General features: G+C 41.4%; 19 protein-coding genes. 12 read left to right on the top strand and 7 right to left on the bottom strand.

Translation table 11 applies throughout. The features are described from left to right. Window positions 1-299 precede the first annotated feature (299 nt). The 4 genes from rpoB to E0H79_RS04505 all read left to right on the top strand — a co-directional run bounded on the left by rpoB (window position 300) and on the right by E0H79_RS04505 (window position 9,925). Window positions 300-4,388 carry a DNA-directed RNA polymerase subunit beta gene (rpoB, locus tag E0H79_RS04520; protein WP_131260966.1) on the top strand — a complete coding sequence of 1,363 codons (4,089 nt, stop codon included), beginning with the start codon at window positions 300-302 and terminating at the stop codon, window positions 4,386-4,388. Between the two features lie 157 nt (window positions 4,389-4,545). Further along, the gene (rpoC, locus tag E0H79_RS04515; RefSeq protein ID WP_096902331.1) at window positions 4,546-8,745 is read left to right on the top strand and encodes a DNA-directed RNA polymerase subunit beta'; all 4,200 of its coding nucleotides are present in this window, start codon (window positions 4,546-4,548) and stop codon (window positions 8,743-8,745) included. Window positions 8,746-8,896: 151 nt separating this feature from the next. Beyond that, window positions 8,897-9,457: a hypothetical protein gene (locus E0H79_RS04510; RefSeq protein WP_131260964.1), complete on the top strand. Its 561-nt coding sequence runs from the start codon at window positions 8,897-8,899 to the stop codon at window positions 9,455-9,457. 111 nt (window positions 9,458-9,568) lie between these two features. Beyond that, the gene (locus E0H79_RS04505) at window positions 9,569-9,925 is read left to right on the top strand and encodes a hypothetical protein (protein WP_004975789.1); all 357 of its coding nucleotides are present in this window, start codon (window positions 9,569-9,571) and stop codon (window positions 9,923-9,925) included. A 102-nt stretch (window positions 9,926-10,027) separates the two neighbouring features. Here the strand turns inward: E0H79_RS04505 and E0H79_RS04500 are convergent, their stop codons facing one another. Together E0H79_RS04500 and E0H79_RS04495 are read right to left on the bottom strand one after the other, a co-directional pair. Beyond that, window positions 10,028-10,879 carry an alpha/beta hydrolase gene (locus E0H79_RS04500; protein ID WP_096902328.1) on the bottom strand — a complete coding sequence of 284 codons (852 nt, stop codon included), beginning with the start codon at window positions 10,877-10,879 and terminating at the stop codon, window positions 10,028-10,030. A gap of 208 nt (window positions 10,880-11,087) precedes the next feature. After that, the gene (locus tag E0H79_RS04495; RefSeq protein WP_131260963.1) at window positions 11,088-11,573 is read right to left on the bottom strand and encodes a DUF4442 domain-containing protein; all 486 of its coding nucleotides are present in this window, start codon (window positions 11,571-11,573) and stop codon (window positions 11,088-11,090) included. A gap of 121 nt (window positions 11,574-11,694) precedes the next feature. On the opposite strand from E0H79_RS04495, the gene E0H79_RS04490 reads away from it, so the two are divergent. From E0H79_RS04490 to htpG, 5 genes are all read left to right on the top strand, one after another. Beyond that, the gene (locus E0H79_RS04490) at window positions 11,695-12,570 is read left to right on the top strand and encodes an alpha/beta fold hydrolase (protein ID WP_131260961.1); all 876 of its coding nucleotides are present in this window, start codon (window positions 11,695-11,697) and stop codon (window positions 12,568-12,570) included. Between the two features lie 106 nt (window positions 12,571-12,676). Continuing rightward, window positions 12,677-14,053 (top strand): Na+/H+ antiporter family protein, encoded by a 1,377-nt coding sequence (locus tag E0H79_RS04485; protein WP_131260959.1) that lies wholly within the window; start codon window positions 12,677-12,679, stop codon window positions 14,051-14,053. A 573-nt stretch (window positions 14,054-14,626) separates the two neighbouring features. Further along, window positions 14,627-15,220, top strand: a complete 594-nt coding sequence (locus tag E0H79_RS04480) for an OmpW/AlkL family protein (RefSeq protein WP_131260957.1) — start codon at window positions 14,627-14,629, stop codon at window positions 15,218-15,220. 173 nt (window positions 15,221-15,393) lie between these two features. Continuing rightward, window positions 15,394-15,738 carry a lysozyme inhibitor LprI family protein gene (locus E0H79_RS04475; RefSeq protein WP_131260954.1) on the top strand — a complete coding sequence of 115 codons (345 nt, stop codon included), beginning with the start codon at window positions 15,394-15,396 and terminating at the stop codon, window positions 15,736-15,738. A 94-nt stretch (window positions 15,739-15,832) separates the two neighbouring features. Further along, on the top strand, window positions 15,833-17,749 hold the full coding sequence (htpG, locus tag E0H79_RS04470) for a molecular chaperone HtpG (protein ID WP_131260952.1): 1,917 nt from the start codon (window positions 15,833-15,835) through the stop codon (window positions 17,747-17,749). A 140-nt stretch (window positions 17,750-17,889) separates the two neighbouring features. On the opposite strand, the gene E0H79_RS04465 is transcribed toward htpG, so the two are convergent. The 4 genes from E0H79_RS04465 to E0H79_RS15220 all read right to left on the bottom strand — a co-directional run bounded on the left by E0H79_RS04465 (window position 17,890) and on the right by E0H79_RS15220 (window position 21,332). After that, window positions 17,890-19,035: a hypothetical protein gene (locus E0H79_RS04465; protein ID WP_131260950.1), complete on the bottom strand. Its 1,146-nt coding sequence runs from the start codon at window positions 19,033-19,035 to the stop codon at window positions 17,890-17,892. A gap of 94 nt (window positions 19,036-19,129) precedes the next feature. Beyond that, on the bottom strand, window positions 19,130-20,650 hold the full coding sequence (locus E0H79_RS04460; RefSeq protein WP_131260948.1) for a hypothetical protein: 1,521 nt from the start codon (window positions 20,648-20,650) through the stop codon (window positions 19,130-19,132). Window positions 20,651-20,660: 10 nt separating this feature from the next. Continuing rightward, window positions 20,661-20,840 (bottom strand): hypothetical protein, encoded by a 180-nt coding sequence (locus E0H79_RS04455; RefSeq protein ID WP_019836108.1) that lies wholly within the window; start codon window positions 20,838-20,840, stop codon window positions 20,661-20,663. Between the two features lie 327 nt (window positions 20,841-21,167). After that, window positions 21,168-21,332, bottom strand: a complete 165-nt coding sequence (locus E0H79_RS15220; protein WP_019836107.1) for a hypothetical protein — start codon at window positions 21,330-21,332, stop codon at window positions 21,168-21,170. 374 nt (window positions 21,333-21,706) lie between these two features. Here E0H79_RS15220 and E0H79_RS04450 point away from each other — a divergent pair, with 374 nt between their 5' ends. Further along, window positions 21,707-21,907, top strand: a complete 201-nt coding sequence (locus E0H79_RS04450; protein ID WP_004975809.1) for a dodecin family protein — start codon at window positions 21,707-21,709, stop codon at window positions 21,905-21,907. A 171-nt stretch (window positions 21,908-22,078) separates the two neighbouring features. Here the strand turns inward: E0H79_RS04450 and E0H79_RS04445 are convergent, their stop codons facing one another. Then, window positions 22,079-22,780 (bottom strand): DsbA family oxidoreductase, encoded by a 702-nt coding sequence (locus tag E0H79_RS04445; RefSeq protein WP_004975810.1) that lies wholly within the window; start codon window positions 22,778-22,780, stop codon window positions 22,079-22,081. 253 nt (window positions 22,781-23,033) lie between these two features. Here E0H79_RS04445 and E0H79_RS04440 point away from each other — a divergent pair, with 253 nt between their 5' ends. After that, window positions 23,034-23,783: a hypothetical protein gene (locus E0H79_RS04440; RefSeq protein WP_104852942.1), complete on the top strand. Its 750-nt coding sequence runs from the start codon at window positions 23,034-23,036 to the stop codon at window positions 23,781-23,783. 108 nt (window positions 23,784-23,891) lie between these two features. Further along, window positions 23,892-24,164, top strand: a complete 273-nt coding sequence (locus E0H79_RS04435) for a hypothetical protein (protein ID WP_004975814.1) — start codon at window positions 23,892-23,894, stop codon at window positions 24,162-24,164. The last annotated feature ends 131 nt before the right edge of the window (window positions 24,165-24,295 follow it).

Below are 24,295 nucleotides of genomic sequence, written 5' to 3'. Positions count from 1 at the left end.
GGAGTCGATTTTTTTATAATCGACTCCAAAAAATGGCTGATGGCTCTTGGGTCATCAGCCTTTTTGCGTTACAATTATCGGCTCGATTTTTGTTTGAATGATGGGAAAACCATCGAAAACAATATAAATTAATAAAATCAAACGCTTACCAATATTTTTCCACATTTAAAAATATTGTTAAGCGTTTTAATACCACTAAAAATTGCAGCATTTGTAAAGAGTGGTGGCCATATCGGCCTGCGTAATTCCTTCTAAACCCGTTCTGCAGGCGGGTTTAGTTTACTTTCCGAGGACTCCAGATGGCATACTCATATACCGAAAAGAAACGGATCCGTAAGAATTTTGGTAAATTGCCCCAAGTAATGGATGCACCGTACTTGCTTTCGATTCAAGTCGACTCGTACCGTACTTTCCTTCAAGATGGCAAAACTCCAAAAAGCCGCGAAGATATCGGTCTCCAAGCCGCATTTCGTTCAGTTTTTCCTATAGAAAGTTATTCTGGCAATGCTGCTTTAGAATTTGTTGAGTATAGTCTTGGTAAGCCTGAGTTTGATGTACGTGAGTGTATTCTTCGCGGCTCAACTTATGCGGCACCAATGCGCGTAAAAATTCGTTTGATCATTAAAGATCGTGAAACGAAATCAATCAAAGATGTGCGTGAGCAAGAAGTCTACATGGGCGAAATGCCATTGATGACGGATAACGGTACCTTTGTGATTAACGGTACTGAGCGTGTAATTGTTTCTCAATTACACCGTTCACCAGGCGTGTTCTTTGACCATGATAAAGGTAAGACCCACTCGAGCGGTAAAGTGTTGTATTCAGCACGCATTATTCCTTACCGTGGCTCATGGTTAGACTTTGAATTCGATGCCAAAGACCTCGTTTATGTGCGTATTGACCGTCGTCGTAAATTGCTTGCGACTGTAGTGTTGCGTGCATTGGGCTATAGCAATGAACAAATCCTAGACTTGTTCTTTGAGAAAGTACCTGTCTATTTAGACATGGGTAGCTACCAAATTGACCTTGTCCCAGAACGCTTACGTGGCGAAATGGCACAATTTGACATCACTGATACTGACGGCAAAGTGATTGTTGAGCAAGGTAAACGCATTAATGCGCGTCACGTACGTCAAATGGAAGCAGCTGGTCTTGAGAAGCTTTCAGTTCCTGATGAGTACTTGTACGAACGTATTACTGCAGAAGACATCCAGCTAAAAGATGGCGATGTGATTGCTGCAAACACCTTGTTAAGCCATGAAATCATGGTGAAACTTGCAGAAGGTGGTGTTAAACAATTTAACATCCTATTCACCAATGACATCGACCGTGGTTCGTTCATTGCGGACACCTTACGTGCAGATACAACTGTTGGTCGTGAAGATGCTTTGGTAGAAATCTACAAAGTGATGCGTCCAGGTGAGCCACCGACGAAAGAAGCCGCTGAAAATCTGTTCAATAACTTGTTCTTCTCTTCTGAGCGTTATGATTTATCGCCAGTAGGTCGTATGAAGTTCAACCGTCGTTTGGGTCGTCCTTACGAAGTGGGTACAGATCAGAAATCACGTGAAGTTGAAGGTATTTTGTCTAACGAAGACATTACCGATGTACTTAAAACATTGATCGAAATCCGTAACGGTAAAGGTGAAGTCGACGATATCGACCACTTGGGTAACCGTCGCGTACGTTCAGTGGGCGAGATGACTGAAAACCAATTCCGTGTTGGTTTGGTACGTGTTGAGCGTGCTGTAAAAGAGCGTTTGTCACAAGCTGAAACAGACAACCTGTCTCCGCAAGATTTAATCAATGCGAAGCCAGTGGCTGCTGCAATCAAAGAATTCTTTGGTTCAAGCCAATTGTCTCAGTTCATGGACCAAAACAACCCGTTGTCTGAAATTACCCACAAGCGTCGCGTATCTGCGCTTGGTCCAGGTGGTTTGACACGTGAACGTGCAGGCTTTGAGGTACGTGACGTACACCAAACTCACTATGGTCGTGTGTGTCCAATTGAAACGCCTGAAGGTCCAAACATTGGTTTGATCAACTCGCTTTCTGTTTATGCAAAATGTAATAATTTTGGCTTCTTGGAAACGCCATACCGTAAAGTGGTTGATGGTCGTGTAACCGATGAGGTTGAGTATTTATCTGCAATTGAAGAAGTGGGCACGATCATTGCGCAAGCGGACTCAAGCGTAGACCAAGATGGCAATTTAACAGAAGAATTCGTATCTGTACGTCACCAAGGTGACTTCGTGCGTATGCCGCCAGAGCGCGTGACGCACATGGACGTTTCTGCACAGCAGGTTGTATCTGTAGCAGCATCACTGATTCCATTCCTTGAGCACGATGACGCCAACCGTGCCTTGATGGGATCGAACATGCAACGTCAGGCTGTTCCGACGCTTATCGCTGATAAACCACTTGTGGGTACAGGGATGGAAGCGAACGTAGCACATGACTCAGGTGTATGTGTGATTGCAAACCGTGGTGGTCGTATTGAATATGTCGATGCTTCACGTGTAGTCATTCGTGTGAACGAAGAAGAAATGATCGCGGGTGAAGCAGGTGTAGATATCTACAACCTGATCAAATACACACGTTCAAACCAAAACACTTGTATTAACCAAAAAGTTTTGGTGAAGATGGGTGATAAGGTAGGTCGTGGTGATGTATTGGCTGACGGTCCATCTACAGATGGCGGTGAGCTTGCACTCGGTCAGAACATGCGTGTCGCGTTCATGACTTGGAATGGCTATAACTACGAAGACTCGATCTTGCTTTCTGAGCGTGTACTTCAAGAAGACCGTTTAACTTCGATTCACATTCAAGAATTGTCATGTGTTGCACGTGATACCAAATTGGGTGCGGAAGAAATCACAGCTGATATTCCAAACGTGGGCGAAGCTGCACTGTCTAAACTAGACGAGTCTGGTATCGTTTACATTGGTGCTGAAGTGACTGCAGGCGACATTCTTGTTGGTAAAGTAACGCCTAAGGGTGAAACTCAGTTAACGCCTGAAGAAAAATTGCTTCGTGCAATCTTCGGTGAAAAAGCAGCAGATGTGAAAGATTCATCATTGCGCGTTCCATCAGGTACTAAAGGTACTGTGATTGACGTTCAAGTCTTTACCCGTGATGGTCTAGAAAAAGACGAACGTGCACAAGCGATTGAAAAAGCACAACTTGATGCATACCGCAAAGACTTGAAAGAAGAATACAAAATCTTTGAAGAAGCAGCGCGTGAACGTATTATCCGCTTATTAAAAGGTCAAGAATCTAACGGTGGCGGTACAACTAAACGTGGCGACAAACTTTCTGAAGATGTGTTGTCTGGTTTAGAGTTAGTTGATCTACTTGAAATTCAACCAAGTGATGAAGCAATTGCTGAGCGTTTAACTCAAATTCAAACTTTCTTGAAAGAGAAGAGCTTTGAAATTGATGAGAAATTCGCTGAGAAGAAACGTAAGCTTTCTACAGGCGATGAACTCACTACGGGCGTGTTGAAAGTTGTTAAAGTTTATCTTGCTGTTAAGCGTCGCATCCAACCGGGTGACAAGATGGCGGGTCGTCACGGTAACAAAGGTGTTGTATCAAACATCTTGCCTGTAGAAGACATGCCGCACGATGCTAACGGTGTACCAGTAGATATCGTATTGAACCCACTAGGCGTACCATCGCGTATGAACGTGGGTCAGATTCTTGAAACACACTTGGGTATGGCAGCCAAAGGTTTGGGTGAGCAAATTGATAAAATGCTCAAACAACAACGCGAAATTGCTGAACTACGTGAGTTCCTAGACAAGATTTATAACAAAGTCGGTGGCGAGCAAGAAGATCTTGACAGCTTAACTGATGATGAAATCTTGGTATTGGCTGGCAACTTACGTGCAGGTGTTCCATTGGCTACTCCTGTATTTGATGGTGCAGAAGAAGGTCAAATTAAAGAATTACTTGAACTGGCTGAATTACCACGTTCAGGTCAAACCGTGTTGTACGATGGTCGTACAGGCGAGAAATTCGACCGTCCAGTGACTGTAGGTTATATGTACATGCTCAAACTCAACCACTTGGTGGATGACAAGATGCACGCGCGTTCTACAGGTTCTTACTCACTTGTAACGCAACAGCCGTTGGGTGGTAAGGCACAATTCGGTGGTCAGCGTTTCGGTGAGATGGAAGTCTGGGCACTTGAAGCATACGGTGCTGCATACACACTTCAAGAAATGCTCACTGTGAAGTCGGATGACGTTGAAGGTCGTACCCGTATCTATAAGAACATTGTAGATGGTAACCATTATATGGACCCAGGTATGCCTGAATCGTTTAACGTATTGACCAAAGAGATCCGTTCTTTAGGTATCAACATTGAACTGAAAAATGGTGACTAAGCATCTCCATTAAATCTCCCTAGATCCCTCTTTATAAAAGAGGGACTTTTCCCCCTTTGAAAAAGGGGGATTAAGGGGGATTAAAACTCAGTTAAAAAACAATATTTGTGACCCAGTTGGGATGTGAAAACAGCCTCCCAGCACACGGAGAAAAAAATTGAAAGACTTGCTCGATATCATGCGCAAAAAGACGGATTCAGACGGTCATGCTCCAGTAGAGTTTGACCGCATCCGTATTGGTCTTGCGTCACCAGAAATGATTAAGTCATGGTCTCACGGTGAAGTTAAAAAGCCAGAAACCATTAACTATCGTACGTTTAAGCCTGAACGTGATGGTTTATTCTGTGCCAAAATTTTTGGTCCAGTAAAAGATTACGAATGCTTGTGTGGTAAATACAAGCGTATGAAATACAAAGGCGTCATTTGTGAAAAATGTGGCGTTGAAGTAACGACTGCAAAAGTTCGTCGTGAGCGTATGGGTCACATCGAACTCGCTTCTCCAGTTGCACACATTTGGTTCTTGAAATCATTACCAAGCCGTATTGGTTTATTACTTGATATGACTTTACGTGATATCGAGCGCGTATTGTATTTCGAATCTTATGTGGTTACTGACCCAGGTATGACGCCATTTGAGAAATATCAACTTCTCAATGACGAAGAATACTTCAATGCTCTAGAAGAGCATGGTGATGAATTCACTGCGAAAATGGGTGCTGAAGCAGTTCAAGACTTGTTAAAAGACATCGATCTTGAAGCTGAAATTGCTCGTTTACGTGAAGAAATTCCACAAACAACTTCAGAAACTAAGCTGAAAAAAGCGTCTAAGCGTTTGAAGTTGATGGAAGCGTTCAAAGAGTCGAACAACAAGCCAGAATGGATGGTGATGAATGTACTGCCTGTACTTCCACCAGATCTTCGTCCGTTGGTTCCACTTGAAGGTGGTCGTTTTGCGACGTCTGACTTGAACGATCTTTATCGTCGTGTGATTAACCGTAACAACCGTTTGAAGCGTCTTCTTGACCTTGCAGCGCCAGACATCATCGTACGTAACGAAAAACGTATGTTACAAGAGTCTGTTGATGCCTTGTTAGATAACGGTCGTCGTGGTCGTGCAATCACAGGTTCAAACAAGCGTCCGCTTAAATCTTTGGCAGATATGATCAAAGGTAAGCAAGGTCGTTTCCGTCAAAACTTACTTGGTAAGCGTGTTGACTATTCAGGTCGTTCGGTGATTACCGTTGGTCCAAACCTACGTTTACACCAGTGCGGTCTTCCGAAGAAAATGGCACTTGAACTGTTCAAGCCATTCATCTTTGCGAAACTACAAGCTTCAGGTCAAGCTACCACCATTAAAGCTGCGAAGAAAATGGTTGAGCGCGAAACCCCAGAAGTTTGGGACGTACTTGCCTCTGTGATTCGTCAACACCCAGTGATGTTGAACCGTGCGCCTACACTTCACCGTTTGGGTCTTCAAGCATTTGAACCGATCCTGATTGAAGGTAAAGCCATCCGTCTACACCCACTCGTTTGTGCTGCGTTTAACGCCGACTTCGACGGTGACCAAATGGCGGTACACGTACCATTAACGCTTGAAGCGCAATTAGAAGCGCGTGCGTTAATGATGTCCACCAACAACATCTTGTCTCCTGCGAACGGTGAACCAATCATCGTACCATCTCAGGACGTGGTGTTGGGCTTGTATTACATCACGCGTGATGCAATCAATGCCAAAGGTGAAGGCATGGTGTTTGCAGATACGCACGAAGTAAACCGTGCACTTGCAACGGGTCAAGTTGACTTACACGCTCGCGTAAAAGCACGTGTACACCAAACCGTAATCAATGAAAATGGTGAGCGTGAGCAACAAACTATTGTTGTAGATACGACACCAGGTCGCTGCTTGCTTTGGGAAGTTGTGCCTGAAGGTTTAAGCTTCGAGCAAATTAACCTAGAGATGAACAAAAAGAACATCTCAAAGTTAATCAACTCTTGCTACCGTAAATTAGGTCTAAAAGACACGGTTATTTTTGCAGACCAATTGATGTACTTGGGCTTCCGTCAAGCGACACGTTCAGGTGTTTCTGTGGGTATGGAAGACATGGTTATTCCACCACAAAAACAAGCAATTATTGAAAAAGCAGAAACTGAAGTTCGTGAAATTGAACAACAGTTCGAGCAAGGCTTCGTAACTGCGGGTGAGCGTTATAACAAAGTGGTCGATATTTGGGCACGTACCAACGACCAAGTTGCTAAAGCGATGATGGACAACTTGTCATTCACAACTGTGAAAAACAAACAGGGTGAAGACGAGAAGCAAAAATCATTCAACTCGATCTACATGATGTCGGATTCAGGTGCGCGTGGTAGTGCGGCACAGATTCGTCAGTTGGCGGGTATGCGTGGTTTGATGGCGAAACCAGATGGTTCGATCATTGAAACGCCAATTAAAGCGAACTTCCGTGAAGGTTTGACGGTACTTCAGTACTTCATTTCAACTCACGGTGCGCGTAAAGGTTTGGCCGATACCGCATTGAAAACAGCGAACTCAGGTTACTTGACACGTCGTTTGGTTGACGTTGCACAAGACTTGGTAATTACTGAGCCAGATTGCGGTACTTATGGCGGTTTAGTGATGACACCATTCATTCAAGGTGGTGATGTCATTGAAAACCTTGGTACGCGTGTATTAGGTCGTGTAACTGCAGAAGATGTGAAGAAAGCGGGTTCAGACGAAGTTATTCTGCCACGTAACACACTCATTGATGAAAAACTTGCTAACTTCTTAGAAGAGCAAGGTGTCGATGAAGTAAAAGTACGTTCAGTGGTATCTTGTGAATCGACCTTTGGTGTATGTGCGAAGTGTTATGGTCGTGACCTAGCACGTGGTCACTTGGTGAATCCAGGTGAATCTGTGGGTGTAATGGCTGCTCAATCGATTGGTGAGCCAGGTACACAGTTAACCATGCGTACATTCCACGTGGGTGGTGCGGCAAGCCGAACTTCTGCAGCCAATAGCGTACAAGTGCGTAACAAAGGTTCAGTACGTTTCCATAACGTGAAAACTGTACAACACGCTAAAGGTCACTTGGTATCTGTTTCACGTTCAGGTGAAATTGGTATTGCCGATGAGTTAGGTCGTGAGCGTGAGCGTTATAAACTGCCATACGGTGCGTCAATCTTGCTCAAAGATGGCGAAGCGGTAGAAGCTGGCGGTATTGTGGCGACTTGGGATCCACACACGCATCCACTTGTGACCGAAGTTGCGGGTAAAATCCGTTTCAGCCAAATTGCTGATGGCGTGACTGCAACCTCGAAAACTGATGATGCAACAGGTATGACCACAGTTGAAATCTTGCCAGTGACTTCACGTCCTGCGTCAGGTAAAGACTTACGTCCTGCTGTGGTATTAGACACTGTGGATGGTGGCGAACAGTTCTACTTCTTGCCACAGAACACGATTCTTTCTGTCCGTGATGGCGAAAATATCGGTGTGGGTGACGTTATTGGTCGTGTACCACAAGAATCTTCACGTACTCGTGATATTACCGGTGGTTTACCACGCGTTGCAGACTTATTTGAAGCACGTAAACCAAAAGAGCATGCGATTCTTGCAGAAGTGTCAGGTATCGTGAGCTTTGGTAAAGAAACCAAAGGTAAGAACCGTTTAGTGATTACACCAGATGATGGCTCTGAGATTTACGAAGAGTTGATTCCAAAATGGCGTAACATCAACGTGTTTGAAGGTGAGCATGTGAACCGTGGTGAAACCATTTCTGATGGTCCACAAAACCCACATGACATCTTACGCTTGAAAGGTGAAGTGGCATTAACCAACTACATCGTGAACGAAGTTCAAGACGTTTACCGCTTACAAGGTGTAAAAATTAACGATAAGCACATTGAAGTCATCGTGCGTCAAATGTTGCGTAAAGTTGAAATCACCGATGGTGGCGATACGAGCTTCATCAAAGGCGAACAAGTGGATTACATTCGCGTGGTACAAGAAAACCAAGCTGTACTTGCACAAAACAAGTTCCCAGCGAAGTTTGAACGTCAATTGATGGGTATCACCAAAGCATCGCTTTCAACAGACTCGTTCATTTCTGCTGCATCGTTCCAGGAAACTACACGTGTGTTAACTGAAGCGGCTGTAACAGGTAAAGAAGATGATTTACGTGGCTTGAAAGAGAACGTTGTTGTGGGTCGTTTGATCCCAGCAGGTACGGGTCTTGCTTACCACTTAGAGCGTCGTCGTCAAGAAGCTGAAGCTGCTGAATTGGCATTAGTGAATGATTTCTCTGATGTAGATCAAGCATTAAGCCAAGCATTTAGCGATGAATTTAACGATCTCTAATTCGTTTTAAAGCATCATTTAAAGACGCCTTTCGAGGCGTCTTTTTTTTGCCAACGTTTTAGTTGCATATTTTGCTTTAATAAAGCCGCAATATTGCATATAGTGAATTAAGAACAATTTAAAAATATCAAGAAAACTAAGGGGATAGCTTATGCAATTTAGAGGACTGACACTGTGTTTATCGGCAATGCTACTGAGTGTGTCTGTTTCGGCTGCACCAATGCCAAACAGCATTGTGGTGAAAGACAAAGCCATTGTGCCTATTCTAAAAACTGAAGTGATTCGTACAGTGACAGGTGAAAAGCCTATACGCCATGTAGAAGCCACGATTTTTGAAGTGAGCAATCAGGGTAAAGATATTGTGGCAAAGGAAGTTGTTTTTGATGATGATCAAGCACAGTTTTCAGAGAAACAATTGGGTATTCCTGTGATTCAAAAAGGTGGGGTGATTGTACCAACCTCAAAAATTGAGTTGAATAAAACCCTAAAGCAGGATGGTAAAGTCATTTCTGAAGTGAAAACGATTGATGCAGAAGGCATGGAATATAAGCAGGGGCAGGCGCCAATTCATCGCACATTAAAACTGGATCGGGTCAAAACGCCTGAAAGCAAAGAAACAGTTTCTCATGCTGTGTTTACTGAAGATGGTAAAACCACACGTGATGTGGTGGTAGTTGAAGAAGAGGGTACAGAATCCTTTATGATGCCTTAAGCATTTTACAGAAATACTCATATCTTACTGTGCTTGGTAACAGTTTTTTCAAAGTTGTTACCGCAATATGCACTAAGCTGAGAGCGAATAGACCGAGGGGGAGTGATCACCATGAAAAAAGTATTGAGTGTATTGGCAATTGCCACAGTATCGACCATGCTTATGGCGGGTTGTGAAAGCATGAGTTCTAATGACCAACGTATTGGTGCTGCAGCATTAGGCGGTGCCGTTGGTGGCGCAGCGGGTAACAGCGTAGGTGGTAGTGTTGGTGCAGCAGCAGGCGCAGGTGCAGGTGCAGCAGTTGGAAGTAAAACCCAAGATGGTTCTAACCGTAACGCAACCTATAGTGGAATTGGCGGTGCGATTGGTTCAATTTTAGGTAAAGAAGTGATAGGTGGTAATGCAGGCGCTGCAATCGGTGGTGCTGTTGGTGGTGGTGCTGGTGCAGCCATCGAGCAAAAGCGTTAATCTGAATACGAACAGCCATGCCATCCTACTGAAGTATTTATATTTCAGTACATCCAACGCAGAGTCTTATGATTCTGCGTTTTTTATGCGCTAGCTGAAAAATTAATGCGTTTGGATAAATTGATTGACTGCTTGAGTATAAGCATTATTTTGTCCCAATGACTTGTTGATTTCAGCATGTGAAAGTCGGACAGGCAATAACTGGGTTTGAGTTCCGAATTTCTGTGCTTGTTGAATAAATTGTCGAGCTTGAGTACAGGGTTGATCTGCACGGATGGTTGAGCACACCGCGAGAAATGCAGGTAAAGCTTGATGTAGCTGAGCTATCGGAGAAAGGGCTTTCCAGTTGGAAGGTTGATCACCAAAGGCTTGATCATAAAAACGTGCATGACGTGTTTGCATTATCTTTTCTATATCATAAGCCGCGCTATCTAAAGCAACTGTAGCACGCCAAGGCTGTGGCTGGGGTGCCAGCCAATGGGGGCGAACGGTTAATAGACTGACCAGGTGTGCGCCCGCAGAATGTCCCATCAGCACCAAGCGTTTTGAGTCAGCATGCCAATGCGGTGCCTGATTTTGGATATAAATAAGCGCTTGGGCGATATCCTGAGTTTGCTGCTGTACGGTCACATCTGGAACTAATCTATAGTTGATAGACACAAAAATCCAGTTTTGCTTGGTCCAGTAACTCAGCTTATTTTTGACCACAGCAGCATGATTTTTATCACCCATTTTCCAAGCACCGCCATGGACCATCATCATGAGCGGGGCTGGTGTTTGATCTGTGAGTACTTTGGCAGGGAAATAGACATCCATCACTTGTTGAGGATGAGATCCATAAGCCACATTTTTCAAAGTCTGGACTTTGGTAAATGTATTCGGCACCAAAGCATGGAGGGATGTCGATGAATAGAAACAAAGTAGGGAAAAGATTGGCACAAGATTTTTTTTCATTTTAATGATCCTTTAATTTTAAATACTATCAATGTTTATAATTTTTATGATCCACTGATGTATCAACAGTAATACGTTAATTAATTCATACCTGCTCAAAAAGAGTAGAGAAGTTTGTCGGTGACATTGATCTTTTTGTCTTTTGATTAAAATAATATTACCAACAACGCAGAATCATTAGATTCTGCGTTTTTATGTGAGCTAAAAATTACGTTGCTACGGCTTTGGGCTTTTTACGTCGGATATATAACGTTTTATGCACTTCTGCAATTCGTACACCTGATTCATCGATAATATTGAGCGTATATTGACGTGTCAGAGGAGCATAGTCTTCTGCGATCTGTTTGATTTCCTCGACTTCAGCGGCACTTAGGCGAATATCGGCATACACCGTACTGCGTCCTGGGGCGAGGAAATGAATCGTTGCCGCTTTATCCCAAACAATATATGTTGAACCCAAGTGATGCATCAGAATTAACATATAAAATGGATCTACCATGGAATAGAGGCTGCCGCCAAAATGTACGCCGACAATATTTTGATTTTTGCGAGTGAGTGGCATTTTGACACGGACATGGTGGTTGGCTAAATCGATTTGATCAATTTCAATACCTGCACCCCGATAGGGTGGGTACCGATTTAAAAAGTATTTAGAAACGATAGGAAGTTGCTGCAATTTTTTGATGAGGTTCATGTGATATTTCATAGAGCCTAGAGCAGATTGTCTTTTATATTAGTATGAAATTTAAGCAAACCTATGGCATATTTTGTTATTCTCAACAGCAATCGTGTCAATAAAAACCAACAGGATGTTTATGCAAGCGCAAACGCAATGGATTGAAACCTCTGATCGACAACAGCTCTATGTCAAAACTTGGGGCGAAAAAAAAGCACCTGCACTGATTTTGGTGCATGGCTATCCAGATAACCAAGAAGTCTGGGAACGGGTGATTGCCGTGTTGGTGCAAGATTTTTATGTGGTGAGTTACGATGTACGTGGTGCGGGACAATCCTCCATTCCCAAATCCATTCGTGCCTATAGCTTGGCTCAATTGGCTGCAGATTTAATGACTGTTGCTAATGCCGTTTTGGGGCAGCGTGCATTTCACTTGGCAGCTCATGACTGGGGTTCAATTCAGTCTTGGGAAGCGGTGACGGATCCAGAATTAAAGGGACGAATTTTATCGTACAGCAGTATTTCAGGCCCATGTTTGGATCATGCAGCGTTCTGGATGCGTAAGCAGTTTTCTGAAAATAAAATTAAATTTTTCAAACAAATGCGTAAATCTTGGTATATTGCTGCCTTTCAACTTCCTGCACTTGCGCCTACAGTTTGGCAGTTCTTTCAACCTGAACAATGGCGTCAGGTAGTGATGCGCTTAGAACGCGATCAAGATATTCCGGTCAATCCTAATATCCGCAAAGATGGGCGCTATGGCGTCAATTTATATCGTGCCAATTTTATCCCACGTTTATTAAAGCCGCGTCAACGTTATGCAATTTGTCCTGTGCAAGCTATTGTCTTGAAATATGATCAATTTGTGGGTGCTGAATTGATTGATGAAATGTCGCTTTGGGTAGATGATTTTCAACGTGTAGAGTTGGCTGCCAATCATTGGGCAATTCTTAGTCAGCCACAAGCTGTTGCTACAGCTATCCGTGACTTTGCTTATAAGCATGAAAATCAGTGATTTTTGCTTGATCATACTTAGATTCATTTGTCGGAGTTGAATGTTTGGTCAACTCCAATCTTCATAATCTCTGATAAAATAGCTTCTTTTTTGAATTTCATCTCTTATGTTCGCAATTCTTGCTGCCATTGCAATCATGTTCGGATTGTCGTTGGCTCGTGTGCCTGTGGTTTTTGCCTTGGTTATTGGTGCAGTTTCAGGTGGTTTACTGGCTGGTTTAGGCTTACAAGGCACTTTAGATGCGTTTAATAATGGCTTAGGTGGTGGCGCTAAAATTGCCCTTGCTTACGGTATTTTAGGTGCATTTGCTTTGGCTTTGGCACGTTCAGGTTTGCCTGACTTATTGGCCTACAAACTGATTCGCACTTTAACAGGTAGCAGTAATACTAAGGTACAGAACCGCGTTAAATATCTGATTTATTTTACTGTGGCTTTGGCAGCGGTATTTTCACAGAACTTAATCCCTGTACACATTGCATTTATTCCTGTATTGATTCCACCTTTATTAAGTGTTTTCAATCATTTAAACTTAGACCGTCGTGCAGTGGCTTGTTTGCTGACTTTTGGTTTGGTTGCCACCTATATGTTTGTTCCTGTCGGTTTTGGTGCAATCTTCCTGAATGATATTTTGGCGCACAATATCAACACCTTTGGTGCTCCGTATGGTTTTGCCATTCAAAATGAAGATATTCCTTCTGCTATGTTTATTCCTGTATTTGGGATGTTTATTGGTCTATTGTTTGCGTTATTTGTAAGTTATCGCAAGCCACGACACTATCTAGATGTGCAGGTAGCACGTACTCAAAGCATTTCGAGTGAGCTCAATGCAAATACCGCCGCGCCAACCCTACAAGCGCCTCAGATTGCAAAATTTACCTTGTGGATGGCAGTGTTTGCGATTATTGCAACCTTGGCGGTGCAATTGTATTCAGATTCGATGATTCTGGCAGGTTTGGTGGGTGTTGCCATTTTAAGCTGTGCGGGAATTTTCAAATGGAAAGAAGCAGATGATGTGATCATTACAGGTATGCGTATGATGGCACTCATCGGCTTTATTATGATTGCTGCACAAGGTTTCGCTTCAGTGATTGAAGCGACTAATCAAGTGCCTGCTTTGGTAGAAGCGTCGGTGGAATGGATTGGCAATAGCAAAGCTTTGGCTGCATTTTTAATGTTATTGATTGGTTTGTTAATCACCTTGGGGATTGGCTCATCTTTCTCTACCGTGCCTATTTTAGCGATTATTTATGTGCCTTTATGTTTGCAGTTCGGTTTTAGCCCTGCAGCAACCATTGCGATTATTGGTACAGCAGCAGCCTTAGGAGATGCGGGTTCTCCAGCATCGGATTCAACCTTGGGGCCAACTTCGGGTTTAAATATGGATGGGCAGCACGACCACATGAAAGACAGTGTGGTACCGACTTTTATTCACTTTAATATTCCACTGATTATTTTTGGCTGGATTGCAGCGATGGTGCTGTAAATCATCACCAAAATTTGTAAGCACACGTGTTCAGAATAGGTTGGGCACGTTGCAGCATCGTGCTAAAACGACAAGAAGAATCTTTCTCAAATTCATCCTTGCATCTGCCGATTGAATCTCAATACACGATTTAAAATCTTCAAACAGAATGATTCATTTTCGTTGTAATTAACTTCTAATATTAGAATGAAGATGATTTTAATTCTCTTTATTTAATTTAAATAATTTTTATTGGTTTTTTATTTTTTGAAAATATAAAACCCGAGTGAATCAATCTATTTAAAATAAATTTGTTTTAATTTTTAAATAAATATAAGATGTATTTTAAATAAACCTTTTAATATATTTTTTAAATAAAATTGAGTAATATAGTCGGGAAATAATAATATAAACTCTATTAATTAACTCGGGTTTTAAAACCAAGTAATTTAGTCTATTTAAAATAAATTTATATAATAATGAATAGCTTATAAAATAATTAAAATATTATGTTTAATATGTGTTGCATATTAATAGTGGTCATGTTTAATATTAATTAAGCGTTAAGATTTTTATTCTAAAGGTGGTTTTGAAATGTTAAAGCATGTTGCTCTAATTGCATTAATGGGAATGTCTGCTTCTGCTATGGCAGGTCAATGGCAAGTTAAAGTTGGTGGTTCGGTTATTTCTCCAACCCAAGATAGTACAACATTAGGTCTTAATGTTGAGGCTGATCATGAGTATGCATTTACCCCATCTGTAGAATATTTCTTTAATGACAATATCTCTGCAGAATTATTGCTTGCAACTCCGATTAGCCATGATGTTTTGGTGGAAGGCGAGTCTGCTGTTAAAATCAAACACTTACCACCAACGTTAACAGCGAAATATCACTTTAAAAATGCAACCCGTTTTACACCATACATTGGTGTAGGTGGTACTGCATTTGTTGCATGGGATGAAAAATCAGATGCATTAGGTAAAGTTAAAGTTAAAGAAGATTTTGGTTTTGCAGGCCAAATCGGTTTTAACTTCCAGCCAGCTGATGCGAAAAACTGGGGTGTATTCGTTGATGCACGTTATGCACAATTGAGTCCTGAAGTAACTTTAGTTGATGTAGGTAACCATAAATTCGATTTAGACATCGACCCAATGGTGTACACCATCGGTTATAGCTACAAATTCTAATTATAAAATGTAGCTCTTTATAATAATAAAAATCAGCGCAACCCCATCTTTATGATGGGGTTTTTTATTGCAAAAAATAACAAATGTAGCGAATGAAAAAATTGAGAGCATATGCCATGTTCATTTACAGTCTGAAAGATAAAGTAAAGAACGATAAAAAAAGGAATTAATTCATGTTGATCAAATACGGTTGGTTTGTGTGTCTTGGTTTAATGCTGAGTGTCGCAGGGCATGCGGCGAGTTTTTCTTGTGAGAAAGCCAAAACACAAACGGAACATGCCATTTGTGAACATCGTGCGGTCAATGATGCCGATGTGAAAATGGCCACCACCTATCGTATCGTCAGCCGTTTGGTCGCTATGGGGACGCGCTCACAAATTCGTGATGAACAACTGCGTTGGTTAGAGTTGCGTGATCGTTGTGGCGCTTCCGTCGATTGTTTAACCCAAGTGTATAATTTGCGTCAGCAGAAATTAGAGTATCATTTAAATCAGGTCTATCAACGTGCGCCTTTTTAAATTTTTCTGGGTTTAGGCTTGAAAAATCTGGTAATCACTCCAATTCATTAACACATCCAACAATAACCATGTTTATGAATTTAAGGAGTGATGAATGAGCGAGCACAGCCAAAAACACAGTTTCCAAGCCGAAGTGGCGCAGTTATTACATTTGGTGACCCATTCTCTTTATTCCAACCCTGAAATTTTCTTACGTGAACTGATTTCTAACGCATCAGATGCCTGCGACAAATTACGTTTTGAGGGTATCAATCATCCTGAATATTATGAAAATGATCCTGATTTACGTGTGCGTATTCGTTTAGATCAAGATCAGAAAACCATAACCATTTCAGATAACGGCATTGGTTTAAGCCAACAGGAAGCAATTGAGCATTTGGGTACCATTGCCAAATCCGGCACCAAAGACTTTATGTCTAAATTAACGGGCGATCAAAAAGCCGATGCGCAATTGATTGGTCAATTTGGTGTGGGTTTCTATTCGGGTTTTATCGTGGCGGATAAAATCACCGTTGAATCACGCCGTGCGGGATTGGCTGCAGATGAAGCCGTGCGTTGGAGCAGTGCGGGTACGGGCGAGTTTGATGTCGAGCAAATTCACAAAGCAGAACGGGGTACCGATATTATTTTGCATTTGCGTGAAGATGCACTGGATTATTTAGAAAGCTACAAAGTTAAGCAGATCATCAATAAATACTCTGATCACATCAGTTTGCCAATTCAAATGCAGAAAGAAGTATGGCAGCAAGAAGAAGCAGCTGAAGGTGAAACACCGAAAGCAGGTCAGTATGTGAAAACTGATGAGTGGGAAGCAATTAACTCGGCCAGTGCGTTGTGGACGCGCAATAAAAACGAAATTAGTGAAGAACAGTACATTGAGTTTTATAAAAACCTCAGCCACGATTTTGACGCACCATTGGCATGGGCGCATAACCGTGTTGAAGGCAGTACTGAATACACCCAGTTGTTGTATGTGCCAAGTAAAGCACCGCACAACATTTTTACTCGTGAAGCCAAAGCGGGGATTAAATTGTATGTGAAGCGCGTATTTATTATGGATGAGGCAGACAACCTGATCCCGAACTATCTACGTTTTGTACAAGGTGTGGTGGACAGCGCCGATTTGCCATTGAACGTGAGCCGTGAGTTATTGCAAGAAAGCCGTGATGTGAAAACCATCCGCGAAGGCAATACCCGTCGTGTGTTGACCATGTTGGACAATTTAGCCAAGTCTGAAGATGAAAAAGACCAAGAAAAATTTAAGCAATTCTATCAAGAATTTGGTTCAGTTTTAAAAGAAGGCTTAGGCGAAGACTTTGGCAACCGTGAACGTATCCTGAAATTATTACGCTACGCTACTTCAAGTAATGATGACATCAGTACCTCATTGGCGGACTATAAAGCGCGAATGAAAGAAGGTCAGAAAGCCATTTACTACGTTACGGCAGACAACTTGAACGCAGCAAAGCATTCTCCACAGTTGGAGTTGTTTAAGAAAAAAGGCATTGAAGTGTTGTTGATGGCAGAACGCGTAGACGAGTGGGCGATGAACTTTGTGCAGGAGTTTGATGGCACGCCAATGCAAAACGTATCTAAAGGTGCGGTTGATTTAGGCGATCTACAAGATGCTGAAGAGAAGAAAGCTTTAGACGCGGCTGCAGAACAATTTAAACCTGTGGTTGAGCAATTGTCTGCATCTTTAAGCGGTAAAACCAAAGAAGTGCGTGTGACTACACGTTTGGTTGATTCCCCTGCTTGTTTGGTAACAGGTGAAGGTGAACTGTCACCACAATTGATTCGTATGTTGAAGGATGCAGGGCAAGCTGTACCTGATATGAAGCCAATTTTGGAAATCAACCCAGAGCATCCTTTGGTGAAAAAATTACAGGACTCCAATCAATTTGATGATTTGGCGCATGTGATTTTTGATCAAGCTGTTATTGCTGAAGGTGGCTTGCCTGAAGACCCAGCGGAATATGTGAAACGTATTAATAGCTTACTGTTAAAGTAAGTCTGCTTTCGCATGAACATGATCGATGATGCGTTGTACAAATAATGCATCGTCATCTTGCAAGATCATCTTGCAAAAAAACCAAGTCCTGTTCGCAAGACTTGGTTTTTTAATTTGGCTTGATTGTAGATGTTACCTGTTTAGAAAATGGCTTCTAAACGCACTAAAGCACCGAGATAATGATTACGATCTGCGCGATCATCATTTAAATAATTGACATCGCCCTGAATAAAGAACCATTCACGTAAAAATGGTTGACGCCAAGAGACAAATGGCCCCCAACGATTTAAACGTAAGTCATCATCGTGATAATAACCGCCTGTATAAATGCCATAGTTAAAGCGGTTGCCTGCAAAGAATTGATGTTGTCTAAAGGTGTAGTTGTCCCAAACCAAATCATCATCTTGTTCATCGGCATAGGTCAGGCTAAATTGATTGGACAAGAAAGCCTGATTGGGGCGTGCGTGCGTGAGCTCCAAGTTGGTTCTGAGATAATTTTCACTGTCGATGCCATAACGATAAATTTGTTCGGCATGAAAAGAGAAATCATTTTCCAAAGTCCAGTCTTTAGAGGCTTTTAAACGCAGATAAATATCATCGCCAGAACGTACCCCTAAATCGACATCTGTTTCAAAAGGTAGACGCTCGGCAAAGTTCGACCAACGTAATGCCAGAGAACTGTTGTCTTCACGGCTACGTTTGCTGTCTACAGTTTTGTCTGCATCATGCGCTGGGTTTTCGTTGGTAATGGCGACGTTATTTTGCAATTCGTTATCGAGCGAGTCATCACCAAAGACCACACTGAGTTTATTTTCAAGCGTAGGCAGTTTGATTTTCCCGCGAATACGAGGTTTGACTTCATATTCATTATGCTTATCCCAACTGCTATCGACCAAAACCCGCAAAGTGGCTGAGGCAGGCTGTTCAGGACTTGGTTCACCAAACCAGTTATCCAGTTTATGTGCTGTTTTATCTGCCCAGTTGCGAATATTTTTTTGACGTTGATCGAACCAAGTTAAATGTTCCGTTTCTGCGGTGGCAGGTACAATGGGTTCATTGGATTGTTCGGGTAACACCGTCGGTGTAGCATCAATCCAACGTGGAATCGTGTAATAAAAACCGTTTTTATCTGCTGCACTTGGCGGAGCGACAGGCAATTCATAAGGTGGCAGTGGCGTATGGGCTTGATCCACTGCTTGAGTTGATTCTTGTGCAAAAGTGATGCCTGCGACCCCACTTAAGAGACAGCTTAATATAAAAGGCGATGTGTGCTTTATTCTTGACATTATTTACTGATCTTTAAGCCATTTTTGTTAGTGTTGAAAATCTATGAGATAAAAGCAAGACTTGGCTACAAAATCATAATATAAACGGCAGTTTTTAGGCAGAAACCTCTTTTTCTTGATACATTTGAAGTGCTTGGCATAACTGCAAAGCATCAATCGGTTGCTGTAATTGGGAGATGACTTTTTGAATCATTTGCCAACTAATACCTTGTTGTCGATCTAATAAAATGTGCGGTATAGCTTGTTCAGTACGGGACAGTTGTAAGCGCTTTTGACCATGAATCACACGAATTTTTTGTCGTTCTTTCAGTAAAATCAAAGGGGTATGACTCTGTGCTTCACTTTCTTCAAACTGAATAAACTTAGTAGTTTGAATGTGCTGTATTGGAATGAAAGGAAAATAATGCTCTTGCTGCCACACGATTTGAGCATCATGACTATAGCATTGAAAAAGCTGATCGAAATCAAATAAATGTTCTTGTAATTTTTCCCAAGAAATTTCACGTATTGCTGCAATTTCATGTTCAAACTGTTGGCAAAAGTTTTGAGTCAAACGAATCGCTTGCATTTGATCTAATGCGCCAAGCAGTACCACATATTTAATAAAGCGTCCTTGCGTATTGGTTTGTTCTGCCAAATATACCGCACGCGCCAACACCTGTTGCTGATCTTCTTCGGGATCAGACAAATGCACCAATACATCGGCATATTGCGTGACTTCTGGCGCTTCAGGCAAAAAGACCCGATACAACTGTGCTGACTCATTTTGGCTAAGATTCAGCGCAGAAATGGGGCAACTATATTGGCTTAACAATAGATTATAAGCTGGGTTGACGCTTGGTTTTTGCGTGCCAGCCGTCATCTGGGCAGTATCTATTGTCGTTGCATCAGGCTGAGTTATATCCAATGTTGCATTGGAAATGATCGTTTGGTCTGCTGTCGGTTCAATTGTAAGTTCATCTTTAGCCACGTCCACAACTTGAGTATCAGACGAGGCAACTTCTTCTGTAGCGATGTGGTCTGTAATGAATTCAAATTGAATTGGCGAATCTACAGCTTTATTTTCTTCTGGGTCTACAGTGGCAAAAATTGGTTGAGTTTGTGCTGCTTCTATCGTTACAGTTTGAGCAGCTTCTAGCACAGCAGCTTGTTTCAGTTCTGCATCGGTTTGAAGGCAGTGATACTGTTGCTGCTGTTCCAACATCCAGCGATAGACCTGCTCTAAATCTTGAAATTCGCTTAGCAGAGCAGTGCGGTCTGCAGCAGGAATTAACCAAATTTGCCAACCTGCTCTCGGTTGATACAAAATCGCCCAACCTGCTTCAGGCTGTTGATAAAGTACTGTTTCAAGTGCTTCAAGTTGTGTAAATACGCCACGAAAAGATTGTGCATATAAACTTTGTTCTGCAAAAGTTACCGCAGTTTGAATTGGATTTTGTGAGGCTTTAAATGTGAGCAACTGTTTTTGAAAAATCGGTTTATCGCACAGCATAAAAATTTCTTTAATGCGTGCTTTGGCTTTGGCTGTTTCATACAGACTGAGTCTTTTATGCGTTAAAGCATCAATTAAGTCGCGTAATTCTTTAATCAACAGTGATTTTTCTAGTGTATTCATTGATGCATACTTAAATATGTTGTTGTGCTTTTTCCAAATAATCTGCCAAGACAATATTCAGAGCCAATTCAATCAATTTATATTCTGCCGATTGTGGTTGAGGATAGCGTTTGGCTAATTCTATTAAATGGTTGACCTCAATCGCTTGAGGTGGAATTTTTCTTTGTATAAGTGCTTGAAGTTGTTGCATAGGCATCTGCTATAGCAATGAAAAAAAATCACTTTAATTATATGGATTTAATTAAAAAATACATGCTAAAAATTGTCAGCTTTTGTGCTTTTTTAGACATTATTGACAAAAAATGCGCTTTTTATATGAAAAATAATCAAAAAAATTTAAATCGCAGTGCCAAAAAAGTATTAGCAATTGGGTAGAACACAGTTTTTAGATGTTGCATGGACGATTTAAAGCAAATTTAGCATTAGAAAAACAAACAGCAGCCTGCTTTAGACTGCTGTTTGGGGAGAGAAATGGGAGAGATTAATACAGCTAAAATTTGTGGATAAAACGCGTAACTTAAGCTGCCTTTTGCGAAGTTGGTTCATTTACAACAGCTTCAGATGCAGCCGATTCTGTATTCACTTTTTGAGTTGGAAAATCAGGTACATGCACAATTTGAGCAGATACATTTGCAGCAATTGCTAAAAGTGAAACCATCAAAACAGATTTAAACATATTCATGGGAATATCCATCCAAAGTGTTAATGTCTAGGCAGAAGAATAGACATCGTAGGGAGATCAAACGAAATAAAAAATTCACATGAATCATAACAAAGTTTAAAATTTACAAAATGATCATTTCGGCAATTATTTTAAAAATAGCAATATAAAACAATATATTAGAGTTTTAGCTCTAGTTTTTTGTGTAGGCTTAAATGGTTGAGATGTCTGCAAAATTTGTATTTGGATAAGTCTGAAATGAGGGTGAATGGTGACAATTTTTGACAGTGTGAAATCATGTAATGTTTTGGCTGTGATTGGTTAAACAGTCTAAAAATGCGGTTTTTTTAATCTATGATGGAATTCCAATAACGATAAAGGACAGTGAGAAAATCATGGCAATTGCAAAAGTAGTTGAAGTTAATTCAAGCAGTACAAAAAGTTTTGAAGACGCGATTCAGACTGGAATCGCTAAAGTGACAGAAACAATTAAAAATGTCCAAGGGGCGTGGATTAACGAACAAAAAGTGGTGGTTAAAGACAATCAAATCACGGAGTATCGGGTCAATTTAAAAATCAGCTTCTTGGTTGAATAACACCTCGCTTCATTAACGAAGCATAGTAAGATGACAACTAACCGAAGCATGGTTGCGGGGCAAAGCTGGAACTTTGACCCATTTTAAAAGCACAAAAAATCCCGTAATGGGATTTTTTTGTGCGTCTAATTAGCCGGAAGAACACTATTCAGCCTTGTCTGTATTTCAATCTTAAGCTTTGGGTTCAGACACATCGCATTGTTCTGCATCGCAGCTTGCTGCATCTTCAAGCTCTAGCTCGCTTGCTGTTTCAAGGGCTTTTTGCAGAACTTGCACAAAGACTTCACGTGGCTGTGCACCTGCTAAAGCAATACGCTGATCAAATACGAAGAACGGTACGCCAGTGACGTTTAATTGTTCACGTGCAACTTCTTGGTCAAATTTTACAAAGTCGGCATATTCGTCAGAATCTAGAACATCATCCACTTCTACAGGATTCAGCCCAATACGTGATGCAACATCTTCTAGTGTTTCACGCTCGCCAATTGCCAAACCTTGAGTCATATAGCTATAGAAAAAAGCCTCTTTGGCTTCGCTGCCCAAGCCTTTGCTTTGCGCTAAATGCACCAAGCGATGGGCATTAAAGGTATTGCCAGAGTTGGCATTTTCCCATTGAAAGTCAATGCCTTCAGCTTTTGCCATTTCGGCAATATTACGCTGCATGTCTTCTACTTCGGCAAGGCTGCGCCCATATTTTTGTGCCAAACGCTCTGAATTGGACACTTCCTGACGCGGTGGCGCATCTGGATCAAGTTCAAAGCTGTGCCAATGCACTTCTAATTCTACACCTGCTTCTTCAGCAGCAGCCTCTAAACGTTTTTTGCCGATATAGCAAAACGGGCAAACAATATCTGACCAAATATCAACGCGCATGAACAATCTCAAATTCTGTTTTTTACTAAGATGGGGATGTTACATAAAATTTAAAGCATAAAGCGATGCTAAACTTATTTTTGAGCATCTGATCAAATAGCGTCATGGATACAGAATCATATAAAGGCATAAATGAATTGATTTATTTCACTATATTCTAATGGCTGCATTAGAAAATAAGCATAAAATGCTATACAAATGTGACAGGCTTCACGCTAAGATATTGCAAATACTAAAAAATAAGAGGGCACGCATGCGACGTATAGTGCTAATTATAGGATGTGCAACGCTGCTGATTTTTGGCGGGATGTTTTATCAATATCAACAGCAGCAAAAACAAGTCACTCAATTGCATGCTTATCAAAATGTGATTTATGAAAAAGCCGAACAAATTTTTGTACAGGCACAGGATTGGTCTAAGCCGATTCAAATTGACTTAAAAGATAATCGTTTAGATGGCGACTATCAAATTATGGCGAGTTTTGTCTTGAGTCACATGGTGCAAAGTGCCGAAGCGCGCAATAGCTATTTACGTGAATTAAAAGCCTTGAATTGGGATCAGTTTTTAGATCCTCAACGACTTGCTGCAGATAAAAAACAAGACTATGCTGATACCGAAGCCATGTTGGTGCAAGTACGTGCCATGGTAGAGCTGTATCAGGAACATTTAGAACAGCATGAAGCGATGGCTTTGGAGCAGATTGAGAATCTTGAAATCAATCATAATTTGCGCCGTCATTTAGCAGAATCTTTGCTAGAAAGCCGCCATAATGACCAAGGACACGCATTATTTGAATTGGAAAAGAAAAATTTGGGTAAGGCGTATGTGTTGTTTGCAATTTTAAAAAACAATAAATGGGAGCTCAAAAACAATACCTTCATGTTCTATGAAGATGCAGCCTTGAAAGAATTTAATGCGGTATATCAAGAGATGGTGCAGCTCAATACGCAAATGCAAGAGATCACTCAGCAGCATCAGCGGGCACTGGAAAGCAAGTTGTAAGGTCTGGCAAATCCTTACATCAAATTGTCAAAAGAATGTCATCTGCCGTTCAAATCTCTTGCCTAAACTGTGCCTGTTGATTTAATTGCTCAGCTAGGCAGGTCCAATATGAACAGCATTCAAGTCTTTGATGATATTCAACAACTGTATTTGCAATTCTTAGAAAATAAAAACTACCCGAAACTCGAAAATTTAAATAATTGGGGCAAGAACCGTTACTTCTTTAATCAGCACTTTCGTTTGGTTGAAGATTGGCATCAGACTGAACAAATTGTGATTGAATTTAATCAACAATATTATTGCTTGGATACAGGCAGCGCCCCAGACTTTATGGATAAAGAACGCTATATGACATGGTTGATGGGGGAGTTGTTGGTTTAAGCCGTGCAGGTAAATCACAACTGATCAGCCATCTAGTCTTCAAGATAACAATGCAAAAGAATAAAATTTAAAAATTAGAACAGCTCAAAACAACAAAATAAAAAATCCCCGCATGATGCGAGGATTTTTTT

Source organism: Acinetobacter sp. ANC 5045 (genome assembly GCF_004331005.1).
GTDB classification, from domain to species: Bacteria; Pseudomonadota; Gammaproteobacteria; order Pseudomonadales; family Moraxellaceae; genus Acinetobacter; species Acinetobacter towneri.
This window is presented reverse-complemented; position numbering and strand designations above follow the sequence as displayed.